This window comes from Jatrophihabitans endophyticus (genome assembly GCF_900129455.1).
GTDB lineage: Bacteria > Actinomycetota > Actinomycetes > Mycobacteriales > Jatrophihabitantaceae > Jatrophihabitans > Jatrophihabitans endophyticus.
The window spans coordinates 13,426-33,905 of sequence record NZ_FQVU01000002.1; the positions used below are offsets into that span (position 1 = coordinate 13,426).

At 73.9% G+C, this 20,480-nt stretch carries 20 protein-coding genes; 9 read left to right on the top strand and 11 right to left on the bottom strand.

All coding sequences use genetic code 11. The features are described from left to right. The first annotated feature begins 9 nt into the window (after positions 1 to 9). The gene (locus BUE29_RS05300; RefSeq protein WP_073387229.1) at positions 10 to 1,713 is read left to right on the top strand and encodes a glycerol-3-phosphate dehydrogenase/oxidase; all 1,704 of its coding nucleotides are present in this window, start codon (positions 10 to 12) and stop codon (positions 1,711 to 1,713) included. A 67-nt stretch (positions 1,714 to 1,780) separates the two neighbouring features. Here BUE29_RS05300 and BUE29_RS05305 read toward each other — a convergent pair whose 3' ends face one another. Then, positions 1,781 to 2,146 carry a hypothetical protein gene (locus tag BUE29_RS05305; RefSeq protein ID WP_073387232.1) on the bottom strand — a complete coding sequence of 122 codons (366 nt, stop codon included), beginning with the start codon at positions 2,144 to 2,146 and terminating at the stop codon, positions 1,781 to 1,783. A 24-nt stretch (positions 2,147 to 2,170) separates the two neighbouring features. Beyond that, positions 2,171 to 3,574, bottom strand: coding sequence for an NAD(P)H-quinone dehydrogenase (locus BUE29_RS05310; protein ID WP_073389338.1), 1,404 nt, complete (start codon positions 3,572 to 3,574; stop codon positions 2,171 to 2,173). 68 nt (positions 3,575 to 3,642) lie between these two features. Here BUE29_RS05310 and BUE29_RS05315 point away from each other — a divergent pair, with 68 nt between their 5' ends. Continuing rightward, positions 3,643 to 4,125, top strand: coding sequence for a gamma-glutamylcyclotransferase family protein (locus BUE29_RS05315; RefSeq protein ID WP_234971374.1), 483 nt, complete (start codon positions 3,643 to 3,645; stop codon positions 4,123 to 4,125). Further along, complete coding sequence (locus BUE29_RS05320) at positions 4,122 to 4,622, top strand: GNAT family N-acetyltransferase (RefSeq protein ID WP_073387235.1); 501 nt, start codon at positions 4,122 to 4,124, stop codon at positions 4,620 to 4,622. The genes BUE29_RS05315 and BUE29_RS05320 overlap by 4 nt, the downstream gene beginning before the upstream one ends. Here BUE29_RS05320 and BUE29_RS05325 read toward each other — a convergent pair. From BUE29_RS05325 to BUE29_RS05335, 3 genes are read right to left on the bottom strand one after another with little or no spacing between them, the layout of a single operon-like run. Continuing rightward, positions 4,595 to 5,767 (bottom strand): amidohydrolase, encoded by a 1,173-nt coding sequence (locus BUE29_RS05325; protein ID WP_073389341.1) that lies wholly within the window; start codon positions 5,765 to 5,767, stop codon positions 4,595 to 4,597. The two genes, BUE29_RS05320 and BUE29_RS05325, sit on opposite strands and share 28 nt — an antisense overlap. 23 nt (positions 5,768 to 5,790) lie before the next feature. After that, on the bottom strand, positions 5,791 to 6,927 hold the full coding sequence (locus BUE29_RS05330) for a glutamate--cysteine ligase (RefSeq protein WP_073387239.1): 1,137 nt from the start codon (positions 6,925 to 6,927) through the stop codon (positions 5,791 to 5,793). A gap of 10 nt (positions 6,928 to 6,937) precedes the next feature. Further along, the gene (locus tag BUE29_RS05335; protein WP_073387242.1) at positions 6,938 to 8,389 is read right to left on the bottom strand and encodes a potassium/proton antiporter; all 1,452 of its coding nucleotides are present in this window, start codon (positions 8,387 to 8,389) and stop codon (positions 6,938 to 6,940) included. A gap of 288 nt (positions 8,390 to 8,677) precedes the next feature. Here BUE29_RS05335 and BUE29_RS22365 point away from each other — a divergent pair, with 288 nt between their 5' ends. Beyond that, positions 8,678 to 8,824, top strand: coding sequence for a hypothetical protein (locus BUE29_RS22365; RefSeq protein WP_159440826.1), 147 nt, complete (start codon positions 8,678 to 8,680; stop codon positions 8,822 to 8,824). Here BUE29_RS22365 and meaB read toward each other — a convergent pair. From meaB to BUE29_RS05355, 4 genes are all read right to left on the bottom strand, one after another. Next, positions 8,812 to 9,837, bottom strand: a complete 1,026-nt coding sequence (gene meaB / locus BUE29_RS05340; protein WP_073387246.1) for a methylmalonyl Co-A mutase-associated GTPase MeaB — start codon at positions 9,835 to 9,837, stop codon at positions 8,812 to 8,814. The genes BUE29_RS22365 and meaB overlap by 13 nt on opposite strands. Before the next feature lie 99 nt (positions 9,838 to 9,936). Continuing rightward, positions 9,937 to 12,102 (bottom strand): methylmalonyl-CoA mutase, encoded by a 2,166-nt coding sequence (gene scpA / locus BUE29_RS05345; protein WP_073387249.1) that lies wholly within the window; start codon positions 12,100 to 12,102, stop codon positions 9,937 to 9,939. Further along, positions 12,102 to 13,940: a methylmalonyl-CoA mutase subunit beta gene (locus tag BUE29_RS05350; RefSeq protein ID WP_073387253.1), complete on the bottom strand. Its 1,839-nt coding sequence runs from the start codon at positions 13,938 to 13,940 to the stop codon at positions 12,102 to 12,104. The genes scpA and BUE29_RS05350 overlap by 1 nt, the downstream gene beginning before the upstream one ends. Positions 13,941 to 14,049: 109 nt before the next feature. Next, positions 14,050 to 14,370 (bottom strand): STAS domain-containing protein, encoded by a 321-nt coding sequence (locus BUE29_RS05355; RefSeq protein WP_073387256.1) that lies wholly within the window; start codon positions 14,368 to 14,370, stop codon positions 14,050 to 14,052. Positions 14,371 to 14,460: 90 nt separating this feature from the next. Here BUE29_RS05355 and BUE29_RS05360 point away from each other — a divergent pair, with 90 nt between their 5' ends. The 5 genes from BUE29_RS05360 to BUE29_RS05380 all read left to right on the top strand — a co-directional run bounded on the left by BUE29_RS05360 (position 14,461) and on the right by BUE29_RS05380 (position 18,679). Continuing rightward, a complete protein-coding gene (locus tag BUE29_RS05360; RefSeq protein WP_084180759.1) occupies positions 14,461 to 14,856 on the top strand; it encodes an ATP-binding protein in 396 nt (131 codons plus the stop codon). A gap of 80 nt (positions 14,857 to 14,936) precedes the next feature. After that, entirely contained in the window at positions 14,937 to 15,380 is a 444-nt protein-coding gene (locus BUE29_RS05365; RefSeq protein ID WP_073387259.1) for a TraR/DksA family transcriptional regulator, read from the top strand. A 91-nt stretch (positions 15,381 to 15,471) separates the two neighbouring features. Beyond that, positions 15,472 to 16,317 (top strand): purine-nucleoside phosphorylase, encoded by an 846-nt coding sequence (locus tag BUE29_RS05370; RefSeq protein ID WP_073387262.1) that lies wholly within the window; start codon positions 15,472 to 15,474, stop codon positions 16,315 to 16,317. Further along, positions 16,314 to 17,096 (top strand): NAD-dependent epimerase/dehydratase family protein, encoded by a 783-nt coding sequence (locus BUE29_RS05375; RefSeq protein WP_073387265.1) that lies wholly within the window; start codon positions 16,314 to 16,316, stop codon positions 17,094 to 17,096. The genes BUE29_RS05370 and BUE29_RS05375 overlap by 4 nt, the downstream gene beginning before the upstream one ends. Continuing rightward, complete coding sequence (locus BUE29_RS05380; RefSeq protein WP_073387268.1) at positions 17,093 to 18,679, top strand: phospho-sugar mutase; 1,587 nt, start codon at positions 17,093 to 17,095, stop codon at positions 18,677 to 18,679. Before BUE29_RS05375 ends, BUE29_RS05380 begins: the two co-directional genes overlap by 4 nt. A gap of 31 nt (positions 18,680 to 18,710) precedes the next feature. Here BUE29_RS05380 and BUE29_RS05385 read toward each other — a convergent pair whose 3' ends face one another. Together BUE29_RS05385 and BUE29_RS05390 are read right to left on the bottom strand one after the other, a co-directional pair. After that, positions 18,711 to 19,820, bottom strand: coding sequence for a L,D-transpeptidase (locus BUE29_RS05385; protein ID WP_073387271.1), 1,110 nt, complete (start codon positions 19,818 to 19,820; stop codon positions 18,711 to 18,713). Next, positions 19,817 to 20,380, bottom strand: a complete 564-nt coding sequence (locus tag BUE29_RS05390) for a SigE family RNA polymerase sigma factor (RefSeq protein ID WP_200800074.1) — start codon at positions 20,378 to 20,380, stop codon at positions 19,817 to 19,819. The genes BUE29_RS05385 and BUE29_RS05390 overlap by 4 nt, the downstream gene beginning before the upstream one ends. Positions 20,381 to 20,480 lie beyond the last annotated feature (100 nt).

Consider the following 20,480-nt stretch of genomic DNA (forward strand, 5'->3'; position numbering starts at 1 on the left):
GATGGAGGGGTGAGTACTTCTGCACCGACCCTGGGCCCCGCCGACCGTGACGAGGCGCTGCGGCGTCTCGCCGCCGAGGAACTCGACGTCCTGATCATCGGCGGCGGCGTCGTCGGTGCCGGGGCGGCGCTCGACGCCGTCACCCGCGGGTTGACCGTCGGGTTGATCGAGGCGCGTGACTACGCGTCGGGCACGTCCAGCCGCTCCACCAAGCTCTTCCACGGCGGCCTGCGCTACCTCGAGCAGTTCGACTTCCACCTGGTCTTCGAGGCGCTCAAGGAGCGCGGTCTCGTCCTCAACAAGCTGTGCCCGCACCTCGCCAAGCCGGTGCCGCTGATCTATCCGCTGGAGAAGTGGCTCGACCGGCCCTACGTCGGCATGGGCATCGGCGTCTACGACGTCATGGGCGGCGGCCGCGGAGTGCCGCACCACCTCAAGCACATGGGCAAGCGCAAGACGATGCAGTCCTTCCCGTCCGGCAAGGGCACCGCGATCCGCGGCGCGATCCGCTTCTACGAGGGCCAGGTCGACGACGCCCGGCACACGATGATGCTGGCGCGCACCGCGGCCCAGTTCGGCGCGCTCTGCGCGAACAGCACGCGGGCGACCGGGTTCCTGCGCGAGGGCGACCACGTGGTCGGCGTGCGCGCCAAGGACCTCGAGGGCGGCTCGGAGTTCGACATCCGCGCCACGCACGTCATCAACGCCGCCGGGGTCTGGACCGACGAGATCCAGCAGATGGTGGGCGGCCGGGGCGAGTTCCGCGTCCGCGCGTCCAAGGGCGTGCACGTGGTCGTCGACCGCAACCGGATCAACTCCGCCACCGGCATCATCGCGCGCACCGCGAAGAGCGTGCTGTTCATCGTCCCGTGGGGCAGCCACTGGATCATCGGCACGACCGACACCGACTGGGACCTCGATCTCGCGCACCCGGCCGCCAGCCAGGCCGACATCGACTACCTGCTCGACCAGGCAAACCGGCTGCTGGCCGACCCGCTCACCCGCGACGACGTCGTCGGCGTCTACGCGGGGCTGCGGCCGCTGCTCGCGGGCGAGTCCGACTCCACCAGCAAGCTGTCGCGCGACCACGCGGTCGCCTCGCCCGTGCGAGGGCTGACCGTCATCGCCGGCGGCAAGTACACGACGTACCGGGTCATGGCCAAGGACGCCGTCGACTTCGCCGTGCACGACATGGAACGCAAGATCCCCGACTGCATCACCGAGGACGTCCCCCTCGCCGGGGCCGACGGCTACCACGCGCTGTGGAACTCACGGCGCGTCATCGCGACCCGGACCGGGCTGCGGCTGTCCGTCGTCGAGCACCTGCTCGGTCGTTACGGCTCGCTGATCAACGAGCTGCTCGCGCTGGTCGACGAACGGCCCGAGCTCGGCGAGCCGCTGGCCGGTGCGCCGGAGTACCTGCGGGTCGAGGCCGTCTACGCCGCCACCCACGAGGGCGCCCGGCACCTCGAGGACGTGCTGACCCGCCGCACCCGCATCTCGATCGAGGTGCCCGACCGGGGCGTCGCCGCGGCCCGCGAGATCGCGACCCTGGTGGCGCCGGTGCTCGGCTGGGACGACGACACCGTCGCCCGCGAGCTGGAGCACTACGAGCAGCGCGTCGCCGCCGAGCTCGAGTCGCAGCACCAGGGCGACGACCTCACCGCGGACGCCGCCCGGCTCGGCGCCCCGGACGTCCGCCTCGGCGTCTGATCCCGCCTTCCTCGGCGAGTTGGTTGATCAACACGCCTGTTGATCAACCAACTCGCCGAGGAAGGCGTTAAGCGGGGCCGCGGCGGGCCAGGATGCGTGTGATCATCTCGGCGCGGCGGCGGGCCAGGGTGCCCATCTCGTCGGTACGCCGGCGGATCTCGCTCGCGTCGGTGCCGGGGGTGAAGACCATGGCCCAACCCGTCCCCGCCTCCAGCTCGGGCACCCGCTCGACGATGTCGGTCTGCGCCACGTGGTGCGTGCCCGCGAACTCGTGACCGTCGTCGACGACGGCGACCAGCACGTGCCCGTCGGGGACGTCGGGGAGCGCGGCCACGATGTGCTCGGCGTGCTCGGCGAACACCCCGGCTGCCCGGGCCTTGCCGTGGGCGGCCTCGCGCGCCTCGGGTGAGTAGTCGCCGTGGTTCGTCGTCATGTCAGCCTCGTCAGGTCCGCGTGGTCAGTCCAGGTCGTCGTGCAGCATCAGTTGGCGGGCGGCCTCGGCCACCGACCCCGACAGCGACGGGTAGACGCCGATCGTCGCCGCGAGATGGTTCACCGTCAACGAGCGCTGCACCGCGAGCGTCACCGGGAAGATGAGCTCCGAGGCGTTCGGGGCCACGATGACCGCGCCGATCACGTGGCCGGTGGCGGCCCGGCAGTAGAGCTTGACGAAGCCGTCCAGGTGGCCTTGCATCTTGGCCCGCGCGTTGGTGGCCAGCGGCAGCTTGACGATGCGCGCCGGCAGCTCGCCCGAGGCCACCACCGAGTAGGGAATGCCCACCGAGGCGATCTCGGGATTGGTGAAGATGTTCGCCGCCACCGTCTTGAGCCGCAGCGGGGCGACGGCCTCACCGAGGGCGTGCCACATCGCGATGCGTCCCTGCATGCCGGCCACCGAGGCCAGCAGCAGCACGCCGGTGCAGTCACCCGCCGCGTAGATCGACGGGACGCTGGTCCGCGAGACGCGGTCCACGGCGATGTAGCCGTGTTCGTCGAGCGCGACGCCGGCGTGCTCGAGCCCGAGGCCCTCGACGTTGGGCACCGACCCGACGCACATCAGCGCGTGCGACCCGGTGACGACCCGCCCGTCGGTCAGCTCGACCTCGACGCCCCCACCGGACCGGCGCACGGCCGCGGCCCGGGCCTGCTTCACGAGCGTGCCGCCGCGGCGGGTGAACACCTGCTCGATGACGTCGGCGGCGTCGGGGTCCTCGCCGGGCAGCACGCGGTCGCGGCTCGACACCAGCGTCACCGGGACACCGGCCTCGCTGTAGCCGCTGGCGAACTCGGCGCCGGTGACCCCCGACCCCACCACGATCAGGTGCTCCGGCACCTCGGTGAGGTCGTAGACGTCGCGCCACGACAGGATCCGCTCCCCGTCGGGGACGGCGGTCGACAGCACGCGGGGCGTCCCGCCGGTGGCCAGCAGGACGACGTCGGCCTCGATCGTGTCGGCGACGCCACCGGCGGCGTCCACGACCTCGATGCGGTGCGTGCGTCCCGGCTGTGACGCGCTGAAGCGGCCGCTGCCGGTCAGCACCGTCACCCCCTCGCGCACCAACCGCTCGGCGATGTCCTCGGACTGCTGCTGCGCGAGCTCCTTGATCCGCTGGTTCACCGCCGCGAAGTCGACGACGACCTCGCCGCCGCCGGTGCCGACCCCGACCCGCGAGGCGTCGCGCATCGCGGTCACCCGGTCGCTCGTCGAGATCAGCGTCTTGCTGGGCACGCAGTCGGTGAGCACGGCGGACCCGCCGATGCCGTCACGGTCGACGACGGTCACCCGGGCCCCCAGCTGGGCCGCGACGAGGGCCGACTCGTACCCGGCGGGGCCGCCGCCGAGGATGACGATTCGCAGCACGGTCACCCCGCCATTGTCCCGCGCGGCCCCGAGCGTCGGTACGCTGCCCAGTCGATGAGCATTTCGAGGTGGGTCAGCCGGAGGCCGGCGTGAGCGCGCGCGGCCTCTACGCCGCATACGGCTCCAACATGGATCCCGAGCAGATGCTGGAGCGCTGCCCGCACTCCCCCGCGGCGGGGACGGGCTGGCTGGGCGGCTGGCGGCTCACCTTCGGCGGCGAGGACCTCGGGTGGGACGGCTCGCTGCCCATGGTCTGCCCGGACCCCGACGGCCAGGTCTTCGTCGCCCTCTACGACGTCTCCCCGCAGGACTGGAAGAAGCTCGACTACTGGGAGGCCGCCGACACCGGCCTCTACGACAAGATCCGGCTGCGCGTCTCCACGCTGGACGAGGACGTGCTCGCCACCTGCTACGTGCTCGACGGGTTCGAGGGCGGCCTGCCGTCGGCGCGGATGATCGGCCTGATCGCCGACGCCGCCGAGGCCGCAGGCGCCCCCGACGAGTACGTCGCGGAGCTGCGCAACCGCGAGTGCCGGTCGCTCGGCGAATGACCCACGACGGCGGACCCCGGCTCGTGGCCCCGACCGCGACGCTCCACGACGCGTGGCGGGCGGCGCACGAGGAGTGGGGCCCCGGGCTGCACGAGGACGGCTTCGGCCTGGGCGCCGACGACGACGTGAGCGACCGCGCCGGCTTCGCGACGTGGCTGGCGGCGCTGGAACGCGACCCGGGGCAACTGTGGTGGATCCTCGACGGGGCCGCGGTCGCCGGCGGGATAGCGCTGCGCGCCGACGATCATCCGATGGCGGGCCGGCACGGCCACGTCGGCTACGGCATCCGGCCGTCGTTCCGCGGCCGCGGCCTCGCGACCTGGGCCCTGGGGCAGGTGCTCGCCGAGGCACGGTCGCAGCGGCGGGAGTCCGTCCGCGTCGTCTGCGCCCGCGACAACGTCGCGTCGGCCCGCGTGGCCGAGCACCACGGCGGCCGCCTCGAGGCCCCGGACGACGGACGCGTACGGCGTTACGTCATCGACCTCGCGGGGCGCTGAGCTTGGGACGTCGCGGCGAGGGCGGCGTGCGCCAGCGCGACGGTGTACCGCACACCGACGCCGAGCGCGGCCTCGTCGAGGTCGAAGGTGCCCTGGTGCAGGTCGAAGGCGCGGCCACCGGGCGCCCGCACGCCCAGCCGGGCCAGCGCGCCCGGGATGGTGTCGAGGTACCAGGCGAAGTCCTCCCCGCCCATGCTCTGCTCGGTGTCGACGAGCGCCGCGGGACCCAGCGCGTCGACGACCGCCACGCGCTGCAGCTCCGCGGCCTCGGCGTCGTTCACGACCGGGGGGACGCCGCGGGTGTAGTTGGTCTCGGCCCCGACCTGCAGCGGCGTCAGCAGCTCGTCGACCAGCGCCTCGACGAGCGGGCCGGCGGCGTCCCACGCGTCGCGGTCGAAGACGCGCAGCGTGCCGCGCAGCCGCCCGGACATGGGAATGGCGTTGGCGGCCCGGCCGGCCTGCACCGAGCCCCAGACCAGCGAGAGCGCGGAGCGCGGATCGACCCGCCGCGACAGGACACCCGGCAGGTCGGTGATCAGCCGGCCCGCGGCGTAGACGACGTCCTGCGTCAGGTGCGGGCGGGCGGTGTGGCCGCCGCTGCCGTGCAGCGTGACCTCGATGTGGTCGCAGGCCGCGGTGATCGGCCCCACGCGGACACCGACCGTCCCGGTCTCGAGCCGCGGGTCGCAGTGCAGCGCGAAGATCCGGTCGACGCCCTCGAGGACGCCCGACGCGATGACCCGCGGCGCGCCGCCGGGGACGGTCTCCTCCGCGGGCTGGAACAGCAGGCGGACGCAGCCGGCGGTCGGCGGTGCCGCGGCCAGCTCGCGCGCCGCGGCGAGCAGGATCGCGGTGTGCGCGTCGTGCCCGCACCCGTGGCACATGCCGTCGACGGTGGAGCGGTAGGGCACCGACTTCTGGTCGGTGAGCGGCAGCGCGTCGATGTCGGCCCGCAGCGCGATCGTGGGACCGTCGGCCGCGACGTCGACGCCGATGTCGCACACCACGCCCGTGCCGATGGGCAGTACCGCCGGGTCGAGCCCGATCGCCCGGAGCTGCCCGACGATCAACGCCGTCGTGCGGTGCTCCTCGAAGGCGAGCTCGGGATGGGCGTGCAGCTCGCGTCGCAGCGCCACGACGTCCATCGGTTCGAGGTTCTCGACCGCGCTCACAAATTCAATCCGTCCCGCATCTCGCCGATGAGCAGATCCACCACGGGTTCCAGTTTGCCCTCGTGCGCGGCCGCGCAGGCACGCTGTCGCTGGTAGCTCGCGCCGCGCTCGATGAGCTTGGGGATGAGCTCGAGCTCGGCGGCGCAGTCGAGCCGGCGCGCGAGCGGCAGCAGATCCTCGACCAGGTTGGTGATCGCCTCGGTGACCGGCTGCACGCGGCCGGTGTTGTCGACGACGATCTCGGCGTCGAGGCCGTACCGCGCCGCGCGCCACTTGTTCTCGCGCACCAGCCAGGGCCGCGGCTCCGGCAGCGTGTAGCCGTCGTCCAACTGGTGGTCGAAGCGCTCGACCAGGCACTGCGCGAGTGCGGCGACGCAGCTGATCTCGTCCAGCGAGGGCAGGCCGTCGCAGATGCGCAGCTCGACCGTCCCGAAGTTGGGGTGCGGCCGGATGTCCCACCACACCTCGCGGATCGACTCGATCGCGTGCGAGTGGATGAGGATGTCCATGTACTTCTCGAACTCCTCCCACCCGCCGAGCTGGTAGGGCAAGCCGGCGGTCGGCAGCGCCTCGAACACCTTGGAGCGGTAGGACGCGAGTCCGGTGTCGGAGCCGATCCAGTACGGCGAGGACGCCGACAGCGACAGGAAGTGCGGCAGGTAGCCCAGCAGCGCGTTGACGATCGGGATCGCCTTCTCCGGCGCCCGCACGCCGCAGTGGACGTGCACGCCGAAGATCTGCAGCTGGCGGGCCAACCACTGGTTGCGCTCGATGAGCTGGTGGTAGCGCTCGGTGTCGGTCACACGCTGCGTGGACCAGTCGGTCATCGGGTGGGTGCCGCTGCACATGAGGCCGACGTTGCGCTCGGCAGCCGGCCCCTGCAGCTCGCCCACGGTGCCGGCGAGGTCGGCGCGGGCCTCGGCGACGGTGGTGCACACGCCGGTGATGACCTCGACGCAGGACTGCAGCAGCTCGTGCTTCGCCTTCGGGTGCTCGCCGTCGCCCTCCGGCGAGATCGCGGCCAGCAGCGCGTCGGACGCGCCGGTGAGCTCACGGGTGTCGAGGTCGACGAGCTCGAGCTCCCACTCGACGCCGAGGCTCGTCCGCGGCGAGGGCGAGAAGTCGATGTGCATTCTGCCCACCCTAGGGGGCGAAGACGTCGTCCGGGGCGTCGTCGGCGTCGGCCAGCGCGAGCACTTCGTCCCCGGGCCGCAGCACGGTCTCCCCGCGCACCTGCACGAGCCGCCCTTGGCGGCTCACCATGCTGATCCAGAAGTTCTGGCCGACGTCCAGGTCGGCGACGGTGCAGCCGTCCGCACGGGAGCCGGCGGCGACCACGTAGCGGTGCAGCCCCTCCGGCTCGTCACGGAACCGCATGCCGAGCGCCCACGGCTCGGCCTCGACGGTCCGCATGGGCACCCGCAGCAGCTTCGCGACGGTCGGGACCAGACCGCCCTGCACGACCACCGAGACCAGCACCACGACGAAGACGATGTCGTAGATCTCGTGCGCCCGCTCGCCGCCCTCCACGAGGACGTAGGTGCCGAGCAGGATGGGCACGGCACCCTTCAGCCCGGCGAACAGGACGAAACCGCGCTCGCCACGCGTGAGGGACAGCGGCGCGAGGACGAGCCCGACGAACAACGGCCGGGCGAGGAGGATCAGCACCGCCGCCACGAGCAGGCCGGTCCACAGCCGATCGGCCGAGAGCACGTCGTGCAGGTCGACCGACAGCCCCAGCACGGTGAAGGCCACGATCTCGGCGAGCCCGGCCAGCGCGCCGGCGAAGTGCTCGATCTCGCGCTTGTAGGGGGCCCGCTCGTCGCCGACGAGGATGCCGGCCACGAACACGGCGAGATATCCGGACCCCTCCGCAACCGTCGCGACGCCGAACAGCGCGAAGGCCACGGCCAGCGTCTGCACCGGGTATAGCGCCGGGTTGGGCAGTGGCATGCGGCGCATGAGGTACAGCAGGAACCAGCCGCCGAGGACCCCGACGACGCCACCGACGACCAGCTGCAGCGCGAAGTGCCCGACGCCGCTGCCGACCGCGCCGAGCCCACCTCCGGTCGCGCCCAGCAGGCTGATCATCAACGCGATCCCGACCGGGTCGTTCGCGCCGGACTCCCCTTCCAACAGGGTGCCCGAACGGCCGGAGATCTCCCGGCGCCCCAGGACGGAGAACACGACCGCCGGGTCGGTGGGCGCCAGCGCCGCGCCGAGGACGAGCGCGGTCTGCCACTGCCAGCCGAGCACCAGGTGCACCGCCACGGCCAGGGCGGCCGTCGTGACCAGCGTCCCCGCCACGCCCAGCCACAGGACCCCGCCGAGCGCGGGCCGCATCCGGCGCCAACCGATGTGCATCCCGCCGTCGAAGAGGATGACGACGAGCGCGATGGTGACGATGCGTTGGTCGGTGACGATGTCGAGGTGGCCGAGCTCGGGGACGAGGTTGGACGCCACCGCCGCGGCGGCGAGGAACAGCGCCGGCGCCGGGATCCGCGTCCACTCGGTGAGTCGGTTGGATGCGACGGCGAGGAGCACGGCGAGCGCGGCGTAGAGCACGACCCGTCCGTAGGGCAGGAGGTCGTGCACGATGGGCCTCTCGACGAACGGGGACGACGGAGCTGCTCGCCGACCAGACTTCCCGGCACACCGCGACCCAGCCTAGTCGCCGAAGGCACGACGCTCCGACGGCGTCCCGTCACCCGCCGTTCACGCACGCTGTGACGGTGCGTACAGCGCCCCGCGCGCGGGCGGCGGGAGCGGCAAACCGGTTCGTACAGTCGACAGCAGGCCCCGCGGCCGGCGATCCCGGCGCGGTGCCGCCCCAGACACCGACCGGTTGCCGTCCGAAGCACGGACGGGACGACGGAGGTCACCGTGCGCATGTTCACCACCACTCCCGGCCGGGCGCTGCTCGACCGGCTCGCCGGCGCGATCAGCGGCTCGGCCGTCGCGCTCGTGCTCGTCCGGCTCGGCGCGGCGCGTCACGACGCCGTGCGTCGGGAAACGCGTCAGGACGGCTGAGCGCCGCCCGCCCCGGCGTCGCTCGCGACGGCGCCGTCCACCGCCGCGAGGATCCTGGTGGCGGCCTGGTCCGGCGTGAGCCGTTCGGCCCGCACGGCGTCCTCGGCGGCGGCGACCTCGTCGCGCACGCCCGGCCGGGCGAGCCGGGTCAGCAACCGGTCCCGCACCAGGTCGCGGGTCCACGCGACGAGCTGCTCGCTGCGCTTGCGGCCGAGCCCGTCACGCTCCTCGAGCCACGCACGGTGGCGTTCGACGTGCTGCCAGACGCGATCGAGGTGCAGGTCGTGCAGGCCGCTGCAGGTGACGACGGGCGTCTGCCAGTCGTCCTCGCCGTCGCGGAGGAACCGCAGCGCCGCCGACAGCTCCCGGCCGGCCCGTTCGGACTCGGTCTCGTGCTGCTCGTCGGCCTTGTTGACGGCGATGACGTCGGCGAGCTCGAGGATGCCGCGCTTCATGCCCTGCAGCTGGTCCCCGGTGCGGGCCAGGGTGAGGAACAGGAACGTGTCGACCATGTCGGCGACGACGTACTCGGACTGGCCGACGCCGACGGTCTCGACGAGCACGACGTCGTAGCCGGCGGCCTCCATGACCAGCATGGTCTCCCGCGTCGCCTTCGCCACCCCACCGAGCGTGCCCGCGGACGGGGACGGTCGGACGAACGCGTTCTCGTCGGCGGCGAGGCGGGCCATGCGCGTCTTGTCGCCGAGGATCGACCCGCCGGTGCGTCCGGACGACGGATCGACCGCGAGGACCGCCACCCGGTGCCCGTCGGCGATCAGGTTGACGCCGAGCTGGTCGATGAACGTCGACTTGCCGACACCCGGGACGCCGGTGATGCCCACCCGCCGCGCACCGCCGGTGTCGGGGAGCAGCCCGGCCAGCAGCTCCTGCGCGCGCTCGCGGTGATCCGCCCGCCGGGACTCGACGAGGGTGATCGCCCGCGCGACCGACGCCCGCCGCCCCGCCCGGACGCCGTCGGCCAGCGCCCCGACGTCCACCGGTCGCGCGCTCACTGGCGACCTCGTGGGTTGACTGGTGACCTTCGCGCCGACTGGCGACCTGTAGGTCGCCAGTCGGCTGCGAAGTCGCCAGTCAACGTGGGACGTCGCCAGTCAGTCCGTGGCGAGGGCATCGTTCAGGGTGGTCAGCAGCTCGACGGCGGCCTCGGCGATGACGGTGCCGGGCGGGTAGATCGCCGCGGCGCCGGCCTCGCGCAGCGCGGCGAAGTCGCCGGGCGGGATCACGCCGCCGACGACGATCATGATGCCGTCACCGCCCTGCTCGGCCAGCTGGTCGCGCAGCTCCGGCACGAGGGTGAGGTGCCCCGCCGCGAGCGAGTTGACGCCCACCACGTGCACGTCGGCCTCGACCGCCTGCCGGGCGACCTCGGCCGGCGTCTGGAACAGCGGGCCGACGTCGACGTCGAAACCTAGGTCGGCGAACGCGGTGGCGAGCACCTTCTGACCGCGGTCGTGGCCGTCCTGACCCATCTTGGCCATCAGGATGCGCGGCCGACGACCGTGCTGCTCCGCGAACTCGTCGGTGGCGGCCCGCGCCCGCTCGATGACGTCCACCCCGGCTCCCGCCTCTTCCCGGTAGACCCCGGAGATGGTCCGGATCGTCGCGGAGTGCCGACCGTAGACCTTCTCGAGGGCGTCGGAGATCTCCCCCACGGTCGCCTTGGCCCGGGCGGCGTCGATCGCGAGCGCCAGCAGGTTGCCGCCGGCCGACCGGCCGCCGGCCGCCTCCGTCAGCGCCGCGAGGGTCCCCGCGACCTCGTCGGCGTCACGCTCCTCGCGCAGCCGGGCCAGCTTCTCGGCCTGCTCGCGGCGGACACCGGCGTTGTCGACCTTGAGCACGTCGAGGGCGTCCTCCTCGGCGAGCCGGTACTTGTTGACCCCGATCAGCGGCTGCCGTCCCGAGTCGATGCGCGCCTGGGTACGGGCCGCGGCCTCCTCGATGCGCAGCTTCGGCAGGCCCTGGTCGATGGCCTTCGCCATGCCGCCGGCGTCCTCGACCTCCCGGATGTGCGCCCACGCGCGCCGGGCGAGGTCGTAGGTCAGCTTCTCGACGTAGGCCGAGCCGCCCCACGGGTCGATGACCCGCGTCGTGCCGGACTCCTGCTGCAGCACGAGCTGGGTGTTGCGGGCGATGCGGGCGCTGAAGTCGGTGGGCAGGGCCAGCGCCTCGTCCAGCGCGTTGGTGTGCAGCGACTGGGTGTGCCCCTGCGTCGCCGCCATCGCCTCGATGCAGGTGCGGGTCACGTTGTTGAAGACGTCCTGCGCGGTCAGCGACCACCCCGAGGTCTGCGAGTGGGTCCGCAGCGACAACGATTTATCGCTCTTCGGCGCAAATTCGCGGACGAGCTTCGCCCACAGCAGTCGCCCCGCCCGCAGCTTCGCGACCTCCATGAAGAAGTTCATGCCGATCGCCCAGAAGAACGACAGCCGGGGAGCGAAGCTGTCGATGTCGAGCCCGGCGGCGATGCCCGCACGGATGTACTCGACGCCGTCGGCCAGGGTGTAGGCGAGCTCGAGATCGGCCGTCGCGCCGGCCTCCTGGATGTGGTAGCCGGAGATCGAGATGGAGTTGAACCGCGGCATGCGCTGCGAGGTGAACTCGAAGATGTCGCTGATGATCCGCATCGACGGCTGCGGCGGGTAGATGTAGGTGTTGCGGACCATGAACTCCTTGAGGATGTCGTTCTGGATCGTCCCCGTGAGCTGCTCCGGCGGCACTCCCTGCTCCTCGGCCGCCACCACGTACAGCGCCAGCACCGGCAGCACCGCGCCGTTCATCGTCATCGACACCGACATGCGGTCGAGCGGGATGCCGTCGAAGAGCTGCCGCATGTCGTAGATGGAGTCGATCGCGACCCCGGCCATCCCGACGTCGCCGACGACCCGCGGGTTGTCGCTGTCGTAGCCGCGGTGGGTCGGCAGGTCGAACGCGATCGACAGCCCCTTCTGCCCCATCGCGAGGTTGCGGCGGTAGAACGCGTTCGACTCCGCGGCCGTGGAGAAGCCCGCGTACTGCCGGATCGTCCACGGCTGGTTGACGTACATCGTCGGGTAGGGGCCGCGCAGGTAGGGCTTGACGCCCGGGTACGTGCCGAGCGTGTCGAGATCGGCGAGGTCGGCCGCGGTGTAGAGCGGCGGCACCTCGATGCCCTCTGGCGTCTCCCACGCGGCGGTGCCGGCCGGCCCGCTCGGCGGGGTCGGCGCCGGGGCCGCGGCGCCGAGCGAGGCGGTCGAGAAGTCCGGGATCGTGGCGGCCATCAGCTGACTCCCAACTCGTCGTGGGTCCGACGCAGCACGGCGAGCGCGTCGCAGCCGGCGAACAGGGTGTCGTCGACGCCCTCGTACTCGCCCTTGCCCGCCAGCCACACCTGCGTCGCCCCGGCGTCACGCAGCGCCTTGGCCGCGACCTCGGCCTCGTCGGCGTACGTCTTGTCCGACGAGCACAGGCAGGCGACGGTCGTTCCCGCGTCGGCGAACTCCTCGACGGGCCCGGTGACGCACGCCAGGCCGCCGGCCTGGAAGAGGTTGGCGGCGAAGCCCGCGCGGGCGCTGTGCACCGCGGGTGGCCCGAGCGTCGCCAGGAACACAGCGGGACGCTCGGCCTGCGCGTCCGCCCGGTCGCGCAACGCCTCGAACGGCTCGGCGTAGCGCCGCGGCGGCAACGGGCCGCCGGCGGCGGGGGGCCACGGCGTCCGCTCGACCGGCGCCTCGTCGACGTGGGCGAACTCGCTCACACCGGTGATCGGCGCGCGCCGGTGGGCGATGTCGTCGTCCCGCCCGGCGCGGGTGTCGGCGAGCAGGCCTTCGACGGTGCCGTCGTCGAGCGCGGCCAGCGCGCCGCCGGCACGCTCGATACCGGCGAACACCGCCCAGGCTGCCTCGGCGAGCTGATCGGTCAGCGACTCGACGAACCACGAGCCGCCCGCGGGGTCGACCACCCGGGCGAGGGACGACTCGTCGTGCAGCACCGACTGCGTGTTGCGGGCGATCCGGCGGCCGAAGTCGTCCGGCGCGCCGAGGGCGTGGTCGAAGGGCAGCACGGTGACGGCGTCGGCGCCGCCCACGGCGGCCGCGAAGCAGCCGATCGTCGTGCGCAGCAGGTTCACCCAGGGGTCGCGCCGGGTGAGCATGGCCGCGGACGTCACCGCGTGCTGCCGCTGGCCGCGCCGCTCGGCGGACGCACCGCAGAGCTCGGCGACGCGGTCCCAGACCCGACGCGCCGCGCGGAGCTTGGCGATCGCCGGGAACTGCTCGGCGGTGACGGCGAGGCGGAACTCGAGCGCGGCGAGCGCGGCGTCGACGTCGAGCCCGGCCTCGGTGAGCGCACGCAGGTAGGCGACGCCGACGGCGGTCGCGATGCCGATCTCCTGCGCGTCGCTGGCCCCGGCGTCGTGGTAGACGGTGCCGTCGACCGTCGCCAGGCACATGCCCGCGGCCGCGCCGCCCTGCTCGGCCAGGGTGCGCAGCATCCCGAGCTCCGCGTCGGCGCCGGTGCGCGCTCGCAGCCCGATCGGGTCGGCGCCGAACGATCCGCGCAGGTCCGCGGCGGCGACGCCGCGCCGCTCGGCCAGGGCGAGCAGCGCCGAGGCGGCGGCCACGGTGTCGGCGCCCGCGTCGAGGACGACCGGCGCGAGGTCGAGGTACACGTCGGCCAGGACGGCCGGCAGGTCGTCGACGGCGATCCCCTGGGCCCCCAGCACGAGCCACACCGACGTCGCGCCCGTCTCGAGATCGTTCAGCACCGCCGCGTTGGTCCGGTCGGCGTCCGGCTGCGCGGAGCCGGCGTGCCGGGTGCGGACGTCCCACCCCGCCGCCGTGGCGTCCGCGGTGGTGGCGCCCCGGACGAAGGGGGGCCGGCCGGGCAGGCCGGCGGCGTCGCCCGCGGGCAGGTCGTCGGCGGTGTAGAGCGGCTTGATCGCGATGCCGTCGTACGTCGTGGACGTCAGCGCGGCCTCGGGATCGACGTCGGCACCGGCTCCGGACTTCGCCAGGACCGCGGCGACGAGGGCGCGCCAGTCGTCCCGGGTGGGTGTCGGGAAGTCGGCGGCGAGGGCGAGAGCGCGCGGGGGCTGCGGGTCGGCCGGCTCGTCGGGCATGTCTGCCGACTCTAGGTCCCGGAAGCGCCCCGAGGAGGCGGGAGGTGGTCGATCTCTCGCGGTGCGCGACGCACCGGTCCGGGGCGGCCCGACCGTGCTGGTGGCGGCGTCAGGACGCGTCGATGCCGAACACCGGCGCCAGGCCGGCGATCGTCACGGTGCGCCGCGCCGCGGCCGGCACCGCCCGCAACGCGAGCTCCTTGCCGGCTCCCTCGGCGTGATTGCGCAACTCGATCCAGCACCCGATGCCGGTGGAGTCGAGGAAGGTCAGCCGCGCGAGATCGAGGACGAGCGTCGCCGTCCCGGGCTCGCCGAGCTCGGCGAGCGCGGTGTCGCGCAGCGCCGGCACCGTGGCCAGGTCGAGCTCGCCGTCCAGGCTGAGGACGGCGGTGCCGTTCTCGCGACGCGCGCTGAGGGACAGTGAACTCACCGATCCACTGTGGCACAGTCGGCCGCGGAGCAGGGGTCCGCGACGCCGCGGACGAGGGCCCGTGCGCGTACGAAGGGCGGGGTCGACCAGGTGGGCGTGCCGACCGGACGGGAATTCCTCGGGGACACGGCCGCACCGGCCGGCGCACGCGCGTACGTCATGGCCACGGTGGTCGAGCTGCTGCCCGGTGGGCTCGACCCCACACTGCGCGACGACCTGGAGCTGGTGGTGAGCGAGCTCGTCACCAACGCCGTGCGCGCCGGCAGTCCCACCGTCACGGTGGGCGTGACCGCCGAACGTGGCCGGATCGTGTTGCGGGTCGGCGACGAGGGCACCGGCTGGCCCGAGCCGCGCGACGCCGGCATCCACGACGTCAACGGCCGCGGGCTGGCACTCGTCAGCGCGATGTGCGCGTCGTGGGGTGTCCGGCTGGCCGGCGACGGCAAGACGGTGTGGGCCGAGCTGGAGATCCGCTCCGCCGGCTGAGCCACCCCCGACGTCGGCTACCGATACGACGCACAGGTCTCTCACCGCGGGTTCGAAGACGGGCCGCGCAGGATCGATGCATGGCGACGGGGACGATGTGGACACCGACGACGTGGACGTCCGAGTCGACCGGGCCGCGCACGCTGACCGCGACCGAGCTCGCCCAGCTGCGCATGATGCTCGACGAGCAGCGGGGCTTCCGGCTCGAACAGCTCGCCGCGTTGCGGCGCCCCGGCACGCCCGGACCGCTCGGCAGCGCCGACGACGAGATCTCGGCGTCGCTCGCGACCGGCGCGCACGCCGCGCTGGGCGACATCGAGGCCGCACTGCGCCGCATGGTGCGAGGCACCTACGGCCGCTGCACCGAGTGCGGCACCGCGCTCGGCCTCGAGCGACTCGAGATCCTGCCGCAGGCGGCGCTGTGCATGCCGTGCCAGCGCCGCGACGCCGCCGACGGACAGCCCGGTGGGGGTACCGGCTCCGTCGGCGGCGCGCCCGTCCGCGACACCCGGACGGGCGGCTGACGGGAGGGCCGTCACGCCCGCCGGCCGGGGCCACTCGGCGGCACGCCGCGCGTGCGGAGTGCGCGGCACGATCCGAGTAGGGTCGGCGGGCGTGACCGGAGCGCCCCCCGCAGCGTCCCCCAGCGCCGCCCCCACCCCTGGTAGCCCGGCCGAGGCGGCCGGCGCCGCGGCCGCCGCCCTCGCCGAGCGCACGGGCGTCGCGAGCCACGACCTCGCGATCGTCCTCGGCTCGGGCTGGGTGCCCGCGATCGACGTGCTGCCCGACCCCGGTTCCGACGTCGTCGAGTTCCCGGTCACCGAGCTGCCCGGCTTCCTGCCCCCCGCCGTCGAGGGTCACGCCGGCCGGGTGCGCTCGCTGTCGGTCGGGGGCAAGCGCGTCCTCGCCTTCCTCGGCCGCACCCACCTCTACGAGGGCCGCGGCGTCGAGCCGGTCGTGCACGGCGTGCGCACGGCGGCCGCCGCCGGGTGCCGCGTCGTCGTCCTGACCAACGCCTGCGGCGGGCTGCGGCCGGGGCTGTCCGTCGGCGACCCGGTCCTGCTCGCCGACCACCTCAACCTCACCGGCCGGACCCCGCTCGTCGGGGCCCGCTTCGTCGACCTCTCCGACGTCTACGCGGCCCGGCTGCGCGCCCTGGTCCGCGAGGTCGACCCGGACATCGCCGAGGGCGTGTACGCGCAGTTCCCCGGCCCGCAGTACGAGACGCCGGCCGAGGTCCGCATGGCGGGCGTGCTCGGTGCCGATCTGGTCGGCATGTCGACGGTGCTGGAGGCCGTCGCGGCACACGCCGAGGGCTGCGAGGTGCTCGGCATCTCCCTCGTCACCAACCTGGCCGCCGGGTTGGGCGACCCGCTCGACCACGACGAGGTCCTCGCCGTCGGCAAGGCCGCCGCGACCCGCATGGGCGAACTGCTGCGCCGGGTCGTCCCCCGCGTATGACGGTGCTGCTGACCGGCGCCGCCGGTCGCATCGGGACGGCGCTGCGCGAGCGCCTGCCGTCCTTCGGCTGGGAGGTTCGCGGCTTCGACCGCGAGGCGGTGCCGGGCGGTGTCGCGGGTGACATCGGCTCGGCCGGCGACCTCGACGGCGCCCTGGCCGACGGTGACGTCACCGCGATCGTCCACCTCGCGGGCGTCCCGACCGAGGCGCCGTGGCCGCAGTTGCGGGCCGCGAACGTCGACGGCCTGTACGAGGTCTTCGAGGCCGCTCGCCGCCACCGCGTGCCGCGGCTGGTGTTCGCGTCGTCCAACCACGCCGCGGGGTTCACGCCCAACACGCCCGGCCCGGCGGCCGACACCGCGCCGCGTCCGGACACCCTCTACGGCGTCACCAAGGCCTTCGGCGAGGCGCTCGGGCGCTACTACCACGACCGGTACGCGATGCGGGTGGCGTGCCTGCGCATCGGCACGTTCGCACCCGCCCCGCACGACGCACGCGCCCTCGCCACCTGGCTGTCGCCCGACGACGGCGCCCGGCTCGTCGACGCCTGCCTGCGCAGCCCCGACCTGGGTTTCGCGATCGTCTGGGGTGTGTCGGCCAACGCACGCAACACCTGGGACCACGCGGCCGGTCGGGCCCTGGGCTACGAGCCCCGCGACGACGCGGAGCGGTTCGCGGCGCGGCTGACCGACGTCGAGCCGCGGCCGACCGACGCGCTGGTCGGCGGGGAGTTCACCTCGGCCGGGTACGGCATCGACGAGATCGGGAGCGACCGGTGACCCTGCACGACGATGTCCGCGCCTGGATCGCCGACGAGGTCTCCGATCGGGACGCCGGCGAACTGCAGGCGCTGCTCGACGCCGGGGACGACGTCGAGCTGGCCGAGCGCTTCGGCGCCACCCTGACCTTCGGCACCGCCGGCCTGCGCGGCCCGCTGCGCGCCGGGCCGAACGGGATGAACCGCGCGGTCGTGCGCCGCGCGGCGGCCGGTCTCGCGGCCTGGCTGACCGAGCACGGCCATGCCGGCCGTCCGGTCGTGGTGGGCTACGACGCCCGGCACGGCTCGGCCGACTTCGCGCGCGACTCCGCCGCGATCCTCGCCGCCGCCGGCTTCGAGGCCCGACTGCTGCCGCGGGTGCTGCCGACGCCGGTGCTCGCGTTCGCCGTGCGCCGGCTCGGCGCCGCGGCCGGCGTCATGGTGACCGCGTCGCACAACCCGCCGCAGGACAACGGCTACAAGGTCTACGCCGACGACGGCGCGCAGATCGTCCCGCCCGCCGACCGCGAGATCGAGGCGGCGATCGAGGCGACCGGCGCGGTGCGGGACATCGCGCTCGCCGACGACGTGACCGTGCTGGCCGACGGCATCGTCGACGAGTACGTCGACGCGGTGGCCGGGCTCGTCGCCGGCGACGGACCCCGCGCCCTGCGGATCGTGCACACCGCGATGCACGGCGTGGGCACCGAGACCGTGCTGGCGGTGCTGGCCCGGGCCGGGTTCGCCGACGTCACCCCGGTCCCGGAGCAGCAGCGCCCGGACCCCGACTTCCCGACCGTCGCCTTCCCCAATCCCGAGGAGCCGGGCGCGCTGGACCTCGCGCTCGCCCTCGCCCGCCGGAGCGGTGCCGACCTCGTCATCGCCAACGACCCCGACGCCGACCGCTGCGCCGCGGCGGTGCCGGTGCCCGGTGGCGACTGGCGGATGCTGCGCGGCGACGAGGTCGGCGTGCTGCTGGGTGACGCGATGATGCGTGCCGGTATGCGGGGCACCTACGCCACGACCATCGTGTCGTCCTCGCTGCTCGGCGTCCTCGCCGCCGCCCACGGCGTCGACTACGCCGAGACGCTGACCGGCTTCAAGTGGATCTCGCGCGCCGCGCCCGACCTCGTCTTCGGCTACGAGGAGGCGCTCGGGTACGCGGTGGCGCCGGAGCTGGTACGCGACAAGGACGGCGTCAGCGCGGCGCTCCGGCTCGCCGAGCTCGCCGCGACGCTCGCGGCCCAAGGGTCGTCCCTGCTCGCCCGGCTGGACGAGATCGCCGCCGAGCACGGCCGCTACGCCACCGACCAGGTGTCGCTCCGCGTCGCCGAGCTCTCGCTGATCGCCGACACCATGACGCGGCTGCGCACGTCCCCGCCGGCGACGCTGCTCGGCCGACCGGTGACCGTCGAGGACCTGCTGCCCGCGACGGACGGGCTGCGGTGGCGCGTCGACGGTGGCCGGGTCGTCGTCCGACCGTCCGGGACCGAGCCCAAGCTCAAGGCCTACCTCGAGGTCGTGGAGCCCGGTGGCGACGCGGGCGCGGCGGCGGACGCGCTCGCCCGGCTGCGCGACGAGGTCGCGGCGCTCGTCGGCGCCTGACGCCCCACCGCGGCGTCCGGCACCGGCCCGGTCACCGGGTCGGGACGAGGCCGCCGGTGCGGTACTCGTTCCACGCCACGTTCCACAGCCCGTACCCCTGACCCATCTGCATCCTGGGGCCGGTCGCGTTCGGGAACGTCACGACGTCGCCGACCCGCAGCTCGCCGTAGAGCTTGCGGGCGTCGCGCGGCAGCAGGTTGGTGCAGCCGTTGGAGGAGTTCACGCCGGCCTCGATGTTGTCGACGTTCCACGGCGCGGAGTGCAGGTACTCGCCGCCGAAGGTCAACCGCTGCGTGTCCTGCACGCGAGCCGTGTAGTAGCCCGGCCCCTTCATCGGGATCTGCCGACCCTTCTCCATGATGACCTTGATGCCACGCATCGTCGGCGTCGCCGTCGAGCCCAGGGACGTGGGGAAGCTGCCGTACCTCGTGCCGTCGGACACGACGGTGACCCGGTGCGTCGTGTTGTCGACGGTCGTGATGGTGCGCGCGGCGGTCGAGAAGTCCAGCGTGCTCAGCCGGCCGTCGGTCGCCAGCCGCCCGCCGAGGGCCGTGCCCCGGGCCGGGAAGGTGACGTGGATCTTCGCGTGCGCCGGCCAGTAGTCCTTGGGCCGCAGCTGCGCCTCGATCGGGCCGTGCCCGGCGGCCGAGCGCTGGAAGTACCACGCCGTGTCGAGCGGGCGGCCGTTGGCGGTGACGGTGGTGCCCTGCTGGAAGGCGCGGGCGTCGGTGATCCGCTGGGAGAAGTACGCGATCACGGGCATGCCCACCCCGTAGACCGCGCCGTCGCTGTTGGCGGTGGTGACCCGCACGAACGTCGCCCCCGCCGGCGGCGTCGACGAGCGGGCCGCGGACACCGACGGCCGCGCCGCCTCGACCGATCCGCGGCGGTCTTCGTCGCCGCGGGTGACGGCGAGGGCGCCGGCCACGATCGCGACCACGGCGGCCGCGGCGGCGAGCGGGGCCCACCACCGGGCGCGGCCGGGGCGGTGCGGTGCGGCCGCGGCGGGACGGGCTCCGGTCGGCGCGTCGTCGGCGCCGGCGTACCGGGGTGGCGGCGGCACCGCGTGGTCGCCGACACCGGCGCGGGCCCGCGCGTCGAAGGCGTCGGCGAGGAAGCGCCCGAGGTCGTCGTCGGTCACGAGCCACCGCCCAGCGTCGTGCGCAGGGTCGTGTGCAGCGTCGCCATGCCCCGGCTGGCCGCGGACTTGACCGCGCCGGCCGAGATGCCGAGGGTGTCGGCGATCTCGCGCTCGGACAGGCCGGACCAGTACCGCAGGATCAGGACCTCCCGCTGGTGGCGTGGCAACCGGCGTACGGCCTCGAGCGCGGCCCGGTGCTCGTCGCGGAGCAGGACGTCGTGGTCCGCTCCCGCCGTCGCCTCGGGCTCGGCCACCTTGAGGTGCTTGCGGGCGGTCTGACGCCGCCGCAGCACCGAGCGGGACAGGTTCACGACCGAGGTCCGCAGGTAGCCGAGCGCGGCGTCCGGGTCACGCAGCGACGCCGAGCGCCGGTGCAGGGCGACGAAGGCGTCCTGCACGACGTCCTCGGCACTCGCGACGTCGTCCACCATGAGGGTCGCGAGGCGCACCAGGTACCGCCAGTGCGCCTGGTACAGCGCGTCGACGTCCGGCCCGGACGGGGCGGGCGACGCGCCCGCGGAGGCGGCCGGCACGGCGCGCAGACCCTCCTCGGCAGTCACGGGGACCAAGGTTGTCACATGGGTAGGACGCGCGGGGGTCGTGCGGGGTTGCCGGGGCTCATGTGACGCCGGCCGCTGCCGATGTTGCGATGATGACGTC